The organism is Kiloniella laminariae DSM 19542, assembly GCF_000374005.1.
Classification (GTDB): domain Bacteria; phylum Pseudomonadota; class Alphaproteobacteria; order Kiloniellales; family Kiloniellaceae; genus Kiloniella; species Kiloniella laminariae.
In genome coordinates this window covers 498,583-513,651 of record NZ_KB893134.1, presented here as the reverse complement: position 1 = coordinate 513,651, position 15,069 = coordinate 498,583, and the positions used below count along the sequence as shown (strand labels likewise).

At 53.1% G+C, this 15,069-nt stretch carries 13 protein-coding genes; 8 read left to right on the top strand and 5 right to left on the bottom strand.

Annotation, left to right across the window (positions count from 1 at the left end; all coding sequences use genetic code 11):
- Positions 1-192: 192 nt before the first annotated feature.
- Genes B152_RS0102495 through B152_RS0102480 form a run of 4 tightly spaced genes read left to right on the top strand, consistent with a single transcriptional unit; the run spans position 193 to position 2,756 of the window.
- Complete coding sequence (locus tag B152_RS0102495) at positions 193-1,155, top strand: bifunctional helix-turn-helix transcriptional regulator/GNAT family N-acetyltransferase (RefSeq protein ID WP_020590799.1); 963 nt, start codon at positions 193-195, stop codon at positions 1,153-1,155.
- A gap of 36 nt (positions 1,156-1,191) precedes the next feature.
- The gene (locus B152_RS0102490; protein ID WP_020590798.1) at positions 1,192-2,034 is read left to right on the top strand and encodes an AzlC family ABC transporter permease; all 843 of its coding nucleotides are present in this window, start codon (positions 1,192-1,194) and stop codon (positions 2,032-2,034) included.
- Positions 2,031-2,348: an AzlD domain-containing protein gene (locus B152_RS0102485; RefSeq protein ID WP_020590797.1), complete on the top strand. Its 318-nt coding sequence runs from the start codon at positions 2,031-2,033 to the stop codon at positions 2,346-2,348. Before B152_RS0102490 ends, B152_RS0102485 begins: the two co-directional genes overlap by 4 nt.
- A gap of 36 nt (positions 2,349-2,384) precedes the next feature.
- Complete coding sequence (locus tag B152_RS0102480; protein WP_020590796.1) at positions 2,385-2,756, top strand: cupin domain-containing protein; 372 nt, start codon at positions 2,385-2,387, stop codon at positions 2,754-2,756.
- Between the two features lie 16 nt (positions 2,757-2,772).
- Here B152_RS0102480 and B152_RS0102475 read toward each other — a convergent pair whose 3' ends face one another.
- Positions 2,773-3,660 (bottom strand): SDR family oxidoreductase, encoded by an 888-nt coding sequence (locus tag B152_RS0102475; protein ID WP_020590795.1) that lies wholly within the window; start codon positions 3,658-3,660, stop codon positions 2,773-2,775.
- Between the two features lie 94 nt (positions 3,661-3,754).
- On the opposite strand from B152_RS0102475, the gene B152_RS0102470 reads away from it, so the two are divergent.
- Complete coding sequence (locus tag B152_RS0102470; RefSeq protein ID WP_026261217.1) at positions 3,755-4,540, top strand: tetratricopeptide repeat protein; 786 nt, start codon at positions 3,755-3,757, stop codon at positions 4,538-4,540.
- Positions 4,541-4,592: 52 nt separating this feature from the next.
- On the opposite strand, the gene B152_RS0102465 is transcribed toward B152_RS0102470, so the two are convergent.
- The gene (locus B152_RS0102465; protein WP_020590793.1) at positions 4,593-5,264 is read right to left on the bottom strand and encodes a glutathione S-transferase family protein; all 672 of its coding nucleotides are present in this window, start codon (positions 5,262-5,264) and stop codon (positions 4,593-4,595) included.
- A gap of 150 nt (positions 5,265-5,414) precedes the next feature.
- Between B152_RS0102465 and B152_RS0102460 the strand changes: the two genes are divergently transcribed.
- Complete coding sequence (locus B152_RS0102460; RefSeq protein WP_157230779.1) at positions 5,415-5,777, top strand: hypothetical protein; 363 nt, start codon at positions 5,415-5,417, stop codon at positions 5,775-5,777.
- 65 nt (positions 5,778-5,842) lie between these two features.
- On the opposite strand, the gene gltB is transcribed toward B152_RS0102460, so the two are convergent.
- From gltB to B152_RS0102445, 3 genes are all read right to left on the bottom strand, one after another.
- Positions 5,843-10,372, bottom strand: a complete 4,530-nt coding sequence (gltB, locus tag B152_RS0102455; RefSeq protein WP_020590791.1) for a glutamate synthase large subunit — start codon at positions 10,370-10,372, stop codon at positions 5,843-5,845.
- 11 nt (positions 10,373-10,383) lie between these two features.
- Positions 10,384-11,811, bottom strand: a complete 1,428-nt coding sequence (locus B152_RS0102450) for an NAD(P)-dependent oxidoreductase (RefSeq protein ID WP_020590790.1) — start codon at positions 11,809-11,811, stop codon at positions 10,384-10,386.
- 264 nt (positions 11,812-12,075) lie between these two features.
- A complete protein-coding gene (locus B152_RS0102445; protein ID WP_020590789.1) occupies positions 12,076-13,026 on the bottom strand; it encodes a complex I NDUFA9 subunit family protein in 951 nt (316 codons plus the stop codon).
- Positions 13,027-13,258: 232 nt separating this feature from the next.
- Here B152_RS0102445 and B152_RS0102440 point away from each other — a divergent pair, with 232 nt between their 5' ends.
- A complete protein-coding gene (locus B152_RS0102440; RefSeq protein ID WP_020590788.1) occupies positions 13,259-13,882 on the top strand; it encodes a ribonuclease D in 624 nt (207 codons plus the stop codon).
- A 174-nt stretch (positions 13,883-14,056) separates the two neighbouring features.
- Positions 14,057-15,061, top strand: coding sequence for a KpsF/GutQ family sugar-phosphate isomerase (locus B152_RS0102435; protein WP_020590787.1), 1,005 nt, complete (start codon positions 14,057-14,059; stop codon positions 15,059-15,061).
- Positions 15,062-15,069: the final 8 nt, after the last annotated feature.

Here is a 15,069-nt window from a genome sequence, read left to right as displayed (position 1 = left end):
TCGTTCAACGAGCAATCCCGCTACTCTTGATCGTCGGGCCTGTGCTCACTCAGCCTGAACAAAATTCCGGACCGCGTTTTCGATAACGGGAACCCGTTCTCGATTCATTTTTTGCCTTGCCATTTTATCAATCCAAAACCAGTTATGTAATCAGTTACGTAATTGGTTTTGGATTCGGGATTGATAACCTGCATGGACACCATGGCATCTTTTGGCAGCCTTTCCCTTGGCAGTCGCTTGAAAAGACTGAGTGATCAATTGTTTCAAGAGGTCACGACAATCTATGACAAAGCGGGAATTTCTTTACAGCCAAGCCACTTCCCGCTGTTTTATCTCTTGTTCCGACAGGGGGCCGTATCGGTTACAGATGCATCCGAAGCTTTATGTGTCAGCCATCCCGCGGTCAGCAAGATGGCACAGAAAATGATCCGGGAAGGCTGGATCACTAAAACGCCCGACCCTGAAGACGAGCGCACCCAGAAACTGTCCCTCACAGCGCAGTCAAAAAGCCTCTTGCCCAAACTCAAGCCCGTCTGGGCAGAATTGAGCAAGGCAGTAGATCAACTGCAGGAGGGCATAGAGGCTGCGACCTTGACCGGACATATTCTGACAATTGAAGAACGCCTGAGAGAAATACCCCTCAGTCAACAGGTCCTCGAGAGGCTCAATGACCCCCGGCTTAACGGCGAGATAACCATTGTCAACTGGGACCAGAAGTACGCCGAGGCCTTCAAGCTGTTAAATCAGGAATGGCTAGATTACTACTTTCCCGACCAGCAGGCCGAGCGCGATAAAGAGTCTCTTGGCAATCCGGGGGGCTATTACCTCTCTCGTGGCGGCTCCATTTTCTTTGCCCTGATCAATGGCGTTCCTGTTGGCACCTGCGCCTTGGCCCGGGTCAGTGACGATCTTTTTGAAATCTCGAAAACAGGTGTCACGCCTTCTGCCCAGTCAAAAGGAATAGGGCGTCGGCTGATGCTGGAAACTTTGGCCGAAGCCAGACGACTTGGGGCGAAACAGGTCTTCCTCGAAAGCAACAGGAAACTGCTCCATGCCCAGAAACTCTATCGAAAACTCGGCTTCTGTGAAACTGCACACCCCCTGGGGAAATCTGAATACGAACGCTCTGATATCTACATGATCCTAACCCTTTAGCTCTGATACAATTCAAGACCCAACGAGAAATATGACATGACAAACCTGCATGATCCGGGTGCCTGTACCTCTCCGACAATCCTTGCCAGCACCGGGACAAGCCAAAGTTGCCCAAACCGCCTCAAAGAGGTTTTTGCCGGAAGTCGCGCCACAATCCCGATGATTGTTGGTGCGATCCCTTTTGGCATCATCTTTGGCACCCTGGCTGAACAAAGTGGCCTCTCTTCGCTTGGGGCAATTGCCATGTCAGTTTTTGTTTTTGCCGGCTCGTCCCAGTTCATTGCCCTTGGCTTGCTCAGCGCCGGAACAGGGCCTCTGATCATTATCGCAACGACATTTATCGTGAACCTGCGCCACCTGCTCTATTCCGCAGCAATCGTTGATGACGTCAAGCATCTGCCCGGCCCCTGGCGTGCTGTTATTGCTTTTGGCCTGACCGATGAAAGTTTCGCCATTCTGGCCGACAAGATCCGGAAATCAGACGAGAACTGGCGCCTTGGTTCCCTGCAGTGGTTTTATCTCGGCTCTTTTCTGACCATGTATGGCAACTGGATTCTCTGCACTGTTATTGGCATTACCTTGGGCGAACTTTTCCCCCAAATGAACAGCTGGGGCCTGGACTTTGCCATGTCCGCGACCTTCATCGGCATGGTTTTACCGTACCTCACCACACGCCCCATGCTGGCCTGTGTGCTGGTCGCCGGGGCCATGTCATTGGGAACCGCTGATCTGCCGCATAAGCTCGGCCTGATGGTTTCTGCCATTTCGGCAATTGCCGTCGGACTTTCCTTTCACCTTGCCAGCCGCAGAAAAAAGGAAACCGCGAGATCAAAAGAGACAGATACAGCAGGAATGCAAACAAAAGAGGAAAACAAATGACTGAAATCCTCATGATCGCCGGAATGGCCGCCGTAACTTTTGGTATCCGCTATATACTGCTTGCCTCTGCGGGACATTTCTCCTTTCCAGGCTGGGCCAAGGCTGGTTTGAATTTTGTTCCCCCCGCCGTCCTCACGGCCATTATCTTTCCAGCCGTGCTTATTCCCAACAGCAACGCTATTGAATTCAACCTTGAGAACCCGGCACTTCTTGCTGCTGTCGTTGCTGTGATCACAGGCTTGGTCCGCAAGGATCTCCTGACCACAATCATCGTCGGCATGCTGGCCTTTGGCCTCTTCAAATGGCTACTCTGAATCTTCGAGACCTCTTGTTATGATAAGGAAATCCAGATGAAACTTGCTGAAGTAACCAACCCCTCCACGCACTTCGATCAAATTAGTGAACACTGGTCCCCCAGAGTCCTTGCCCAGGTCAATGACCAGTACGTCAAGATTGCCAAACTCAAGGGGGAATTTGTCTGGCATAAACATGATAACGAGGACGAGCTCTTTTATATCATGAAGGGAAGTCTGGTGATGCAGTACGAAAACAGGGCTGTGTCCCTTGAAGAAGGCGACATGCATGTGGTCCCCAAGGGCGTTCTCCACAATCCTGTCGCGGCAGAAGAGTGCTGGATCATGCTAATTGAACCTGTCAGCACCGCCCATACCGGGGATGTGGTTTCCGAACGCACCCGCAGTATCGAAGATCAGCTCGCCTGAGCAAGGCTGAATCTGCCTACAAGAGACTCTGCAGCCCAGTCTCATAATCCGGGTACTGGAGAACAACCCCCAGTTCATGGAGTATGCGGCTGTTATCAACCCGCTTGTTATCCAGCCAGAATGATCGGGCCATCGGGGTCATTTCGGCTTCTTCAAAAGCAACCAGCGGGGGAGGAGTGATCCCGATCAACTCGCAGGCCCGGGTGGTCACCCGCCAGGGTTCTTCCGGAACATTATCACAAACATTATAAATTCGACCAGGATCCGGTTTCTCCAGAGAGGCCTCAAGCACGTTAGCGATATCTTCCACATGAATCCGGCTGAAAATATGGCCCGGTTTATTGATACGCTGCTTCACCCTGCCACTTCTCAAACCCTCCAGCGGGCTACGTCCGGGTCCGTATATCCCGGCCAACCTGAAGATCTGCAGCGGCAGATTTTCATCATGAAAAAGCTGCTGCCACTGCAACTCTGCCTTTGCCCGGCGTTGGCTCCGGGTGCTGCTGGGGTGCAGAGAATCCTCTTCATGAACAAGGCCGCCATCCCGGTTCCCGTAGACACCGGTTGTTGAGAGATACCCAAACCAGCTCAGACTCTTACAAGCCAGAATATCCGTTGCATGGTGATCAAACACGGTATCACCTTCAGCATCCGGCGGCACGGAAGTAAGGATATGTGTAACGCCCTCTAATGCCTTATCCACGTTTGATATCACCGCTTCCCGGTCGAAAGGCCAGACCGTGATCCCTTCAGCCTGCAGGCTGTCGATCTTGCCCCGGTCCTTATCTGCTCCGGGGCGAACCGTGCCGGACACCTTCCATCCCCTTGCCAAAAGCCTGCGGGCAAAAACCAGGGCAGAATAGCCTAGGCCGAAGCAGAAAAGATGCTTGTTTGTCTCTGTCATAAAAGTCGATCTCGAAATTGCCTGAATCACACTATAGGCTCCGCGCAGAAATAAAAAAGTGCCCCTTGCCAAAATCACGTTCTATGAGCCAAATATGCCCATGATGACAAAAAACCGGATTTCAACAAGCCTTGTTCTGTTTCTGACAACCATTGCAATAGCTTCAGGTGCCTCGGCAGCAGAGCAGAAAGCCCCGATCAACCACGAAGAACAGTATGAAGCCTGCCTCAGACTGGTTGAGAGCCGACCGGATTCCGCCTTCGAGGCTGCCCTAAGCTGGGCGTCACAGGGCGGTGGTTATGCAGCAGAACACTGTGCGACCCAGGCACTCTATGCGCTCAAGATTTATGATGCTGCCGCAACCCGTCTGGAAAAACTCGCGCAGGACATGAAAAGCAACGATCTCCTGCTCAAGTCACAGCTGCTGCATCAGGCGGGTCGTGCCTGGTACAGTCATGGCGATCTTGACCGGGCCTTTGCCGTCCAGAGCACGGCAATAACGATCTATCCCGACGGCACAGATTATTATATCGACCGCGCCGAAATTCTTGCAGAACAGGGCCGCTTTGACGAGGCTCTGATTGATCTTGAAGTGGCCCATAGCCTTGAACCGGAACGCGACGATGTGCTCGTTCTCCGCGCCTCGGCCAAACGTTTTCTCGGTAATGATGCCGACGCGATGACAGACGCAGAAAAAGCCCTGTCCCTGAACCCCGATAACATGGAAGCTTTGCTTGAGCGTGGAATTTTGCGACGCCTCAAGGGTGATGATGCCGGTGCCAGGGAAGACTGGCTCCGAATCGTCAACAAGGCTCTTGGCACCCCCGCGGCCGATGCGGCTCAGCTCAACCTTGAAAAGCTGGATGTAACCGTGAACTGATTCAGAATTTTTCTGATCAAGAGCGGAGTTGATCTGGTCAGCCCCGCTCTGCCTAAAAATCCAGATCAGCGTAGTGTTTTACTGGCGGCGCACCGGCAATGGTGTCGCCGAGGACCCCGCGCATACAGGGACGGGACTTGACCCGGGCATACCAGTCTTTGGCGCCCGGATGCATTTGCCAGGGCACATCACCAATGTAGTCCAGCGCCGAAATATGAGACGCCGCAGTAATATCGGCGAGGGAAAAATCTTCTCCGGCAAGCCAGTTTCTTCTGTCACTCAGCCAAGCGATATATTCCAGATGATAGTGGATATTTGCATGGCCTGCCCGGATCGCAGAAGAATTCGGCTGCCCCAGGCCGAGAAAGCGCTTGAGCATCTTCTCTTCGACCAGATTCGCGGTGACTTCACGCCAGAATTTCAGATCGAACCAGGCAATCAGTCGACGAACCTCCGCCCGGCAAAGCGGTGTGTCTCCCAGCAGAGGATTCTCCGGATAGGCTTCCTCAAGGTATTCGGCAACAACCTGAGCGCCACCGGTGATGGTAGTGCCGTCTTCTTCGACCAGCACAGGCACCTCACCCGCGGGGTTAAGTTTCAAGAACTCATCCCGCCGTTCCCAGATCTTTTCTGCATGTAACTCACATTCCAGCTGCTTTTCGCGCAAGAGCATGCGAACCTTGCGACAGCCCGGATCGAGTGGAAGATGATAAAGTGTTCTCATTGCCGCGACTATAACCCTGCGAACCCGAGGAGAAAACCTCGGAAAATACGGATAGCAAAAAGAACACAGGCACTCTAGACAAGCGATTCGCTCTTCTTGTTGCGAATGAATAACACAGCTGAAACCCACTGCAATAGCCAGAGTCTTACCGTGAACAAACAAAGCTTTAAAGTGCTCTTTCATCTATCGAATGAGACAGTAAATATTCTGGAAATCAAACGCCTGAGCCTGCCCGATACCGCAGAAAAATCCGAACGGTTCCATTGGCTGCTATTCTCGGAAGAGTATCTTCAGCGTCTGTCTTTCGTCTCTATGTCTGTCACAGGCGAAACCCAGAACCGCTGCTTTCGGGAAGGACTACTTGAATTTACAGACAATAAAGGACGCTTTACTCCCGTCCCGGGCTGCGGCAAGCGATCTGGCGCTCAGGAATTGATGGTTCACCTCCCTGAAAAAATCCCCGCAAAGCTTTGCCAGGCAGTTGAAAACTACCTTTCCGAAATCCAGTCCTGACCTCCCAAAAGAAAAGGGCCGGACAGCCGACCCTTTTCTACGCTCCATCTTTATGACTTCTTTTGTCAGGCCGTCTTCAGTTCGGTTTCAACAGAAGCAGGATGCGCCAGACGTGCCAGCATTTCCTTTGGGATAACCTGCCAGAAATCACCCTTGATCCTCTGCCAGTCATTCAACAGCCGTTCGGTATAGACCGATCCGGTTTCTTGCTGGTGCTCCCGCATCAGATCCAGAAGAACTCCTTCCCAGTGCTCGGTTTCGATCTGCTGATAGATCACCGTATCACTGTTGATCCGTTTCGGCAGCAACCGGTTGGGATCATAGACAAAAGCCATCCCGCCGGACATGCCAGCGCCAAAGTTCAAACCGACATCCCCGAGGATAACCGCGGTTCCGCCCGTCATGTACTCACAACCGTTAGAGCCACAGCCCTCAACCACCACATCCGCACCAGAGTTCCGGACCGCAAAACGCTCGCCCGCCTGCCCTGCAGCAAGCAGCTTGCCCGCTGTCGCACCATAAAGAACCGTGTTGCCGATAATGGTGTTGTCCTGGGTCTGTAGCTTGCTTGAAGCCAGAGGACGCACCACAATCGTACCGCCAGAAAGCCCCTTGCCGACATAGTCGTTGGCATCTCCAAAAACTTCCAGTTTCATCCCCTGAACTGCAAAGGCTCCAAGGGACTGGCCTGCCGAGCCGCGCATCCGCACCGTAATATGATCCGGCTGCAGCCCTTTCATACCAAAACGGCGCGTAATCATTGACGCCAGTCTTGTCCCGACCGCCCGGTGAGTATTGCGCACGTTATAGAGCAGCTGCATCTTTTCACCGACATCAAAAAACGGTTTCGCATCTTCGATGATCTGGGCATCGAGTGAATCCGGTACGGGATTACGCTCAACGGCGGTGCAATACCGCTCGGAATCACCTGCATCCGCCAGTGCCAGAAGCGGGTTGAGATCCAGGTCATCAAGATGCGGCGCCCCACGGCTCACCTGTTTGAGCAAATCAGTACGGCCGATAATCTCGTTCAAGGTTTTGAAACCAAGGGATGCCAGAATTTCCCGAACCTCTTCGGCAATGAAGCTGAAAAGATTGACCACCTTTTCCGGGGTACCAGCAAAGCGGGCCCGCAGATCGTCATCCTGGGTACAGACCCCGACCGGGCAGGTATTGGAATGGCACTGGCGCACCATAATACAGCCCATGGCCACCAGGGATGCCGTACCAACACCATATTCCTCAGCCCCGAGCAGGGCGGCGATGACAATATCCCGGCCAGTTTTCAGACCGCCATCGGTCCGCAGGGTGATCTTGTTACGCAGACCGTTCAGCGTCAGGACCTGATGGACTTCGCTCAGCCCGATCTCCCAGGGGATACCGGCAAACTTGACAGATGTCTGCGGAGAAGCGCCTGTGCCGCCTACATTGCCAGAGATCAGAATAACGTCAGCCTTGGCCTTGGCCACACCTGCAGCAATTGTCCCGATACCGGAACGAGCCACCAGCTTAACACAAACCTTGGCATCAGGATTGATCTGTTTCAGGTCATAGATCAGCTGCGCCAGATCCTCGATCGAATAGATATCGTGGTGCGGCGGTGGCGAAATCAGGGTGACACCCGGAGTGGCATGGCGCAAACGGGCAATCAGCTCGGTTACCTTGAAACCGGGCAACTGCCCCCCTTCACCGGGTTTGGCACCCTGGGCAACCTTAATTTCAATTTCCCGACACTTGTTGAGATATTCCGCCGTCACACCAAAACGACCCGAGGCAACCTGTTTGATGGCAGAGTTCTCGTTATCGCCATTGGCTTTGGGCACATAGCGTTCAGGAACTTCCCCCCCTTCGCCGGAATCAGACTTCGCACCAATCCGGTTCATGGCAATATTCAGGGTCCCGTGTGCTTCCGGGCTCAGCGCCCCCAGCGACATGGCGGGTGTGATGAAGCGTTTGCGGATTGAGGTAATGGATTCAGTATCTTCCACATCCAATCCGCCCTTGGCATCGCGCTTGAAATCCAGCAGATCACGCAGATTGATCGGCGGACGTTCCTGCAGTCCCTTGGTATATTTTTTAAACAGCGAGTAGGACCCATTGGTCACAGCCGTCTGCATGGTATGGATCAGCTGACCTTCCCAGGCGTGGAGTTCCTGTCCGGCGCGGTAGCGATAGAACCCCCCGACGGGCAATGCGATTGAATCTCCGCCCCAGGCCTTGTTGTGCAGCTCCAGCGCTTTCTCTTCCAGCCCGCTCATCCCAATTCCGGAGATCCGGCTTGGCATACCCGGGAAGAACTCATCGACCAGCGTGCGGGAAAGCCCCAAAGCTTCAAAGTTATAACCACCGCGATAGGAGGAGATAACCGAAATCCCCATTTTACCCATGATCTTGAGCAGGCCCTCATCCACAGCAATGGTATAGCGCTTCATGCAATCATCAAAACTGAGATCCCCAAACAGGCCGCGACGATGGCGGTCGGCAATGGCTTCTTCCGCCAGATAGGCGTTAACCGTCGTCGCCCCCACACCGATCAGGACGGCAAAATAATGCACATCAAGACATTCGGCACTGCGGACGTTGATCGAGCAGAATGACCGCAGTTTCTGGGCAACCAGATGCGTATGCACAGCCCCGGTTGCCAGGATCATCGGGATCGCAATCCGTTCGGAACTCTGGGTTTCATCGGTAAGAATTACATGCTCGAAACCTTCGCGGACGAACTCTTCCGCTTCCCGGCGGATACGGCGCAAGGCGTTGCGCAGGTTGCCCGGCTTGCCGTTAGCATCAAAAGTACAGTCGACAACCCCAACGCTGCGGCCCATATGTTTCGAGAGAGCAACAAATTCGGAATTGGTCAGAACCGGGGAATCAAGCTGCAGGATCGTTACCTGCCCCTCTTCTTCATCCAGCACGTTGCCCAGATTGCCAAGACGGGTAATCAGCGACATCACCTGCTTTTCCCGCAGACTGTCAATCGGCGGGTTGGTCACCTGACTGAAATTCTGGCGGAAGAAATGGTGCATCGGGCGAACGTTGTCGGAAAGCACGGCCAGTGGCGTATCATCGCCCATGGAACCAACAGCTTCCTTTGCCAGCTCGACCATTGGATGGAGGATCAACTCCATATCCTCGATCGTCAGGCCGAATGCCAGCTGGCGACGACGCAACTCTTCACGATTGAGCGGTTTTTGGCTGTATTTGTGAATCTTGACCAGGTCTTCGATCACCATAATGTTTTTCAGCCAGTCACCAAAAGGCTGTTGGCCCGCAAGGCGGTCCTTGATCTCGTGATCCTTGTACAGACGGCCTTCCTTGAAATTCACCGCAATCATCTGTCCGGGACCAAGACGACCTTTCTCGATAATCCGGCTGATATCAATGTGCACCATTCCGGTTTCAGACCCGGCAAAAAGCAATCCATCATTGGTGATTGCGTAACGAAGCGGACGCAAGCCGTTCCGGTCTGTCCCAGCCAATGCCCAGGGGCCGGAGAAAGCACAGATCGCTGCCGGACCATCCCAGGGTTCCATCACCGCGTTACAATAGGCGTAAAGCTCCTTGTGATGTTGCGGCACCGCATCATTTTTGCTCCAGGCTTCCGGCACCAAAAGGGTTTTGGCCATGGGAAGGCTACGGTCAGAGCGGATCATCAGCTCGAACACCGCATCCAGCGCCGCTGAATCAGAACTGCCGGGACGGATGACCGGTTTCAGATCCTCGACGTGGGATCCAAACTTCGGATGATCAATCCGGCACTCATGCGACTTCATCCAGTTCACATTGCCGCGTAGGGTGTTGATCTCGCCGTTATGCGCAATCACCCGAAAAGGCTGGGCCAGATGCCAGGTCGGGAAGGTGTTGGTCGAAAAACGCTGGTGAAAGATCGCAAAGCTGGACACAAACCGCTCGTCCAGCAGGTCTGGGTAAAAATCCGAGAGATTCTCGGCCAGAACCATCCCTTTATAGATAATTGACCGACAGCTCAGCGAACAGATGTAAAAATCCTTGATCGAGTCACGCTCTGCCGCGGCCTCAATCCGGCGACGGATAATATAGAGATCGGTTTCAAAGCGCTCGTCATCAACCCCGGCAGAATTGGCAATCATGATCTGCTCGATCTCGGGCCGGTTCAAACCTGCTTTTTCCCCGCAAATTGAGGTATTGACCGGAACCTGTCGCCAACCATAGATCGAGTAACCAAAATTCAGAATTTCACGCTCGACGATAACGCGACAGCGTTCCTGAGAGGCAAAGTCAGTACGCGGCAGGAACACCATCCCGATCGCCAGCTGTCCCTGCTTTGCTTTGTGGCCAATACGTTCAATATGTTCGCGAAAGAAGTCCTGGGGAATCTCTACATGGATTCCGCAACCGTCGCCAGTCTTGCCGTCTGCATCAACTGCCCCACGGTGCCAAACCGCCTTCAGGGCATCGATACCCGCTTCAACCACAGAACGTCGGGGGGTGCCATCAATGGCGGCCACAAGGCCGACACCACAGGAAGAATGTTCATCTTCCGGGTTATAAAGGCCGTTTTTCTCGTAGTGTGCTGCCAGCTGTTCCCACCGGGCAATCGGATCATTCTTTTCCATGGACTCTCTCCTTAAGCAGCAGCTGTATTCTTGTTTTTTATAAAAGCATGCATCTGTTCAGCAGCATCCCGGGCATCCTTGATTGCCCAGACAACCAGGGAAGCTCCGCGCACGATATCACCGGCGGCAAAAACACCGTCGAGAGCTGTCATCATGGTTGTTTCATCAACCTGCAGCGTCCCGTAACGGCTCACTTCCAGCCCCTGTTCATTAAAGAGCTTTGGCAGATTTTCGGGTTCGAACCCAAGCGCCTTGATCACCAGATCCGCTGGAATGGCTTCGCGGGAGTCCGGTACAATCTGCGGCACCTGACGGCCAGAGGCATCAGCAATACCAAGATGTACTTTTGAAGCCAGCACTTCGCGGACGACTTCATCTCCGACAAAAGCTTCCGGGGCCGAGAGCCAGACAAATTCCACCCCCTCTTCTTCCGCATTCTGTACTTCGCGCTCCGATCCGGGCATGTTGCTCTTGTCGCGGCGATAAAGACATTTAACCGACTTGGCCCCCTGACGAACTGCAGTACGCACACAGTCCATCGCAGTATCGCCGCCGCCAATCACCACAACATTCTTGCCCTGGGCGTTCAGCTCATCACTCATGTGGTCAGAAGCAATACCCAGATCTTTCCGGTTGGCTTCTGTAAGGTAATAGAGCGCTGGCAGAATATTGCGCAGTTCACTGCCGGGCAGGCTCAGATCCCGCGCCTGATAGACACCTGTAGCAACCAGTACGGCATCATGTTTGTTCCTGATATCAGCAAAGGAAACTGTCCCGCCAATATCCTGGCCCAGATGGAAATGAATACCCGCCTGTTCCAGCAGATCAACCCGTCGTTCGACCACATTCTTTTCCAGTTTGAACCCTGGAATTCCATAAACCAGCAGACCACCCGCACGGTCATACCGGTCATAGACATGAACCTGATAGCCCTTGCGGCGCAGCTGTTCTGCTGCAGCCAACCCGCCGGGGCCCGCGCCGATGATCGCGACAGTCTCTGCAAGCTCGCGTTGCGGCTTTGCCGGCTTGACCCAGCCTTTTTCCCAAGCCGTATCCGTAATATATTTTTCGACAGAACCTATCGTGACCGTTCCATGGCCTGACTGCTGAATAACGCACTTGCCTTCGCACAGACGATCCTGCGGACAAATCCGGCCGCATATTTCTGGAAAATTATTGGTCGCCTGGGATAGTTCATACGCCTCTTCCAGACGATCATTGGCTGTCAGCATCAACCAGTCTGGAATGTTATTGGAAAGCGGACAGTGGATTTGACAAAAAGGCACGCCACATTGTGAACAACGGCTGGCCTGGGTCTGAGCTGCAGCCGGAGTAAAGGCATCGTAAATTTCCCGAAAGTCTTCACGTCGCTGTGGTACAGCGCGCTTTTCAGGCATCTCTCGCCCTTGCCGGACGAATTGCAGCATTTTGTCAGACATGTATCTCTCCCGCAGCGGGCGCAAGGCTTCATACCGTAGCTTGCAAAGGGCTTTACGCCTCTTGATACCCGATTCTTTAATTGAATAGCTTTGACCGATAGGCAATATAGGTAATCATATTTGACCTAAATGTCAATAACACTCAAAATAACACAATGAAAAATCAAAATTCCTGATAAAAATTACTTAATTTAGTTCCATTTTGAGACTTTTATTTTTATTAAATTTCAATAAGATATATAAACTAAAACTCTTATTCAGAAATTATCTTCCACCACGGCGATATTGCGAAAGATATCCAGGCACGATTAAAATTGGATCTACAGGCCTTATGCCCAGATCGCCAAAATTCTTCACGTGATCAGACGTAATGTTGTCCTTCTCAAGCATTCTCAGTTGATCCAGTGTCAGAGGCGGGTTTGGCAAAACAGTCATAAAAATCGACATCACCCTTGCCAGCCAGAAGGGCAGGTTGACCAATAATCTGTTCAATCCGGTTACCCGCAACAACAACTCAAGGCACTCCCGGAATGTCATCACTCGCGGACCACCCAATTCACAGATCTCTCCTGAATATTTTTCCGGCTGCAGAACAATCTGCCGGACAGCCTTAGCAACATCCCCTACATAAACGGGTTGAAACCGGTTATGCCCACCGCCCACCAGAGGCAGAAACGGACTGACCTGTGCCATCTTTGCAAAGCGGTTAAAAAAATCATCCTCGGGGCCAAAAACAATACTGGGTCGAACAATCACAGCAGACGGAAAAGCCATCCGCGCCGCGGCCTCCCCTTCCGCTTTGCTTTGCCCGTATCTGGATGTCGAGTTCAAATCAGCCCCAATGGCGGACATCTGGATCAGGGCCTTCGCACCGGCCTCCCGTGCTGCCACAGCAATAATACCCGGTACTTTGGACTGAAGCAGATCAAAGCGCTGCTTTCCCTGTTCCAGAAGAATTCCGATCAAATTGATAACGACAGAACTGCCCTGAATAATTCGGGCAACTGATGCCGGGTCGGATACATCGACCGCAAGGGGAACAACTTGTCCGACATCACCACAGGCTTTCAGAAAAGCCGCTTTTTGCGGGTCCCGGACAGCAACCCTGATCCGCCATCCGTCACGCGCCAGCACGGCCACAACGTAACGCCCGATAAAACCCGATCCGCCAAATATTGTAACAACCTGCTCTTCTCTTCGTTTCAGTTCTCGCATCTTCGCCCTGCCGTTGTGTTAACTGTTCAAACCTGCAGTTCCTCTCGTGAAGACCTACTATACAGCATTGGGCTGGCTTTTTCCTAACAAGCCGCAGTAACATAGGAACAAGACGGATGTTCACTTGACAGAATCATCCCGCCAGAGAGAATGCAGCCCATATTTGTAATCGAGACCGAAGCGAAACAGGCATCATACAGTCCTGCACCATACGGCAACCCGGGAGAGATACGTGAGTGAAGTTACAATCCATCTGCATCAGACAGACCTGCCAGACGGCATAGACTTTGGCGGCTCTGTTGCTGTTGACTCGGAAACGATGGGCCTCAATTTATCACGTGATCGCTTGTGTCTGGTTCAGCTCTCTGCAGGAGACGGCGTTTGCCATCTCGTCCAGTTCAAAGACGGCAACTATGACGCCCCCAATCTCCGCGCGCTCTTTACCAACCAGGATGTCACCAAGATCTTTCATTTTGCCCGGTTTGATCTTGCCGCAATCGAACGCTATCTCGGCGTAACCTGCAATCCCGTATACTGCACCAAGATTGCCTCCAAACTCATTCGCACCTACACGGACCGCCACGGACTCAAAGAACTCTGCCGCGAGCTTCTTGGTGTCGATATCTCCAAGCAGCAACAGTCATCAGACTGGGGGGCATCTGATCTCTCTCAGGATCAGCTGAACTACGCTGCTTCTGATGTCCTTTACCTCCATAAAATGGTTGAGATCCTCGATCAGCGGCTGGCACGCGAGGGACGGCTGGAAATGGCCCGTGCCTGTTTTCAATTCCTCCCCTGGCGCGCAAAGCTTGATCTCGCCGGTTGGCCGGAGAGTGATATTTTTGCTCACGCGTAAAAATACCCTCCCCTGAGACATCTTCACGCAGATGACCGCCTTTATATGGTCATCATTTAGCGGCATTTTCTCGGCGAGGCAGTTTTACTTGCTGATGTTTTCCGTGTTACCAATGGTCCTGATATAGACCCAACCATCGCTTCCTGTGGGGCGCCTGAGTAGCAAGTATAGAAAATGGTCAATAGAGTTCGCAATATCGAGCCAGAAATGTCGCAACAAAAATCTGACAGTTCACAAGCCCTGATCTCGGCCCGGCGCGTACTTGAGCTGGAGGCCACAGCCATACACACCTTGAGTCAGGAGCTTGATGACAGCTTCACGAAAGCAATCGAAATCCTGATGGCTGTAACCGGGCGCGTGATCATTACCGGTATGGGAAAAAGCGGACATATCGCCCGGAAAATTGCAGCCTCGCTGGCTTCAACAGGCACACCGGCTTCCTTTGTTCATCCCGGCGAAGCCAGCCACGGGGATCTCGGCATGATCACCCGCAATGATGCCGTACTGGCGATGTCCAATTCCGGCAACACTGCCGAGCTGGGCGATCTGATCACCTATACACGTCGATATGGGATTCCCCTGATTGCCATGACTGGCCGCAAAGTTTCTGCCCTTGCAGAGGCTGCAGATGTCGCTCTGATCTTGCCGAATCTGCCCGAGGCCTGCCCCCACGGGCTTGCTCCAACGACTTCGACGACCATGTCTCTCGCTCTGGGCGATGCACTTGCTGTCGCCTTGCTGGAACAAAAGGATTTCAAGGCACAGGACTTCAAGGTTTTCCATCCCGGCGGCGCACTCGGGACAAAGCTGCTCAAGGTGTCCGACCTTATGCACGGCGAAGACCTGCCACTCTGCTCTGGTGACACCCGCATGTCGGAAACCATTCTCATCATGACTCAAAAGGCTTTCGGCTGCATTGGCGTTACCGATGCCGCAGGCCTTTTAAAGGGCATTGTGACCGATGGAGATCTGCGTCGACATATGGATTCTGACATCCTTGCCATGACAGCCGAAGACGTGATGACCGCTTCACCCAAAACAACCCGCCCCGCAGCCCTCGCCGCCGAGGCACTGGGACAGATGAATGAAAGCTCCATCACCAGCCTTTTTGTCACAGACAACCAGCGGCCAGTCGGTATCATTCACATCCATGACTGCCTTCGCGCCGGAATTGCCTGAGGCACAAT

Excerpts from the sequence above, each read along its gene's own strand:
- B152_RS0102480 (WP_020590796.1), top strand. The coding sequence starts at position 2,385 with ATGAAACTTGCTGAAGTAACCAACCCCTCCACGCACTTCGATCAAATT.
- B152_RS0102465 (WP_020590793.1), bottom strand. The coding sequence starts at position 5,264 with ATGAGAACACTTTATCATCTTCCACTCGATCCGGGCTGTCGCAAGGTT.
- B152_RS0102450 (WP_020590790.1), bottom strand. The coding sequence starts at position 11,811 with ATGTCTGACAAAATGCTGCAATTCGTCCGGCAAGGGCGAGAGATGCCT.
- B152_RS0102470 (WP_026261217.1), top strand. The coding sequence starts at position 3,755 with ATGCCCATGATGACAAAAAACCGGATTTCAACAAGCCTTGTTCTGTTT.
- B152_RS0102490 (WP_020590798.1), top strand. The coding sequence starts at position 1,192 with ATGACAAACCTGCATGATCCGGGTGCCTGTACCTCTCCGACAATCCTT.
- B152_RS0102485 (WP_020590797.1), top strand. The coding sequence starts at position 2,031 with ATGACTGAAATCCTCATGATCGCCGGAATGGCCGCCGTAACTTTTGGT.
- B152_RS0102435 (WP_020590787.1), top strand. The coding sequence starts at position 14,057 with ATGGTCAATAGAGTTCGCAATATCGAGCCAGAAATGTCGCAACAAAAA.
- B152_RS0102475 (WP_020590795.1), bottom strand. The coding sequence starts at position 3,660 with ATGACAGAGACAAACAAGCATCTTTTCTGCTTCGGCCTAGGCTATTCT.
- B152_RS0102495 (WP_020590799.1), top strand. The coding sequence starts at position 193 with ATGGACACCATGGCATCTTTTGGCAGCCTTTCCCTTGGCAGTCGCTTG.
- B152_RS0102445 (WP_020590789.1), bottom strand. The coding sequence starts at position 13,026 with ATGCGAGAACTGAAACGAAGAGAAGAGCAGGTTGTTACAATATTTGGC.
- gltB (WP_020590791.1), bottom strand. The coding sequence starts at position 10,372 with ATGGAAAAGAATGATCCGATTGCCCGGTGGGAACAGCTGGCAGCACAC.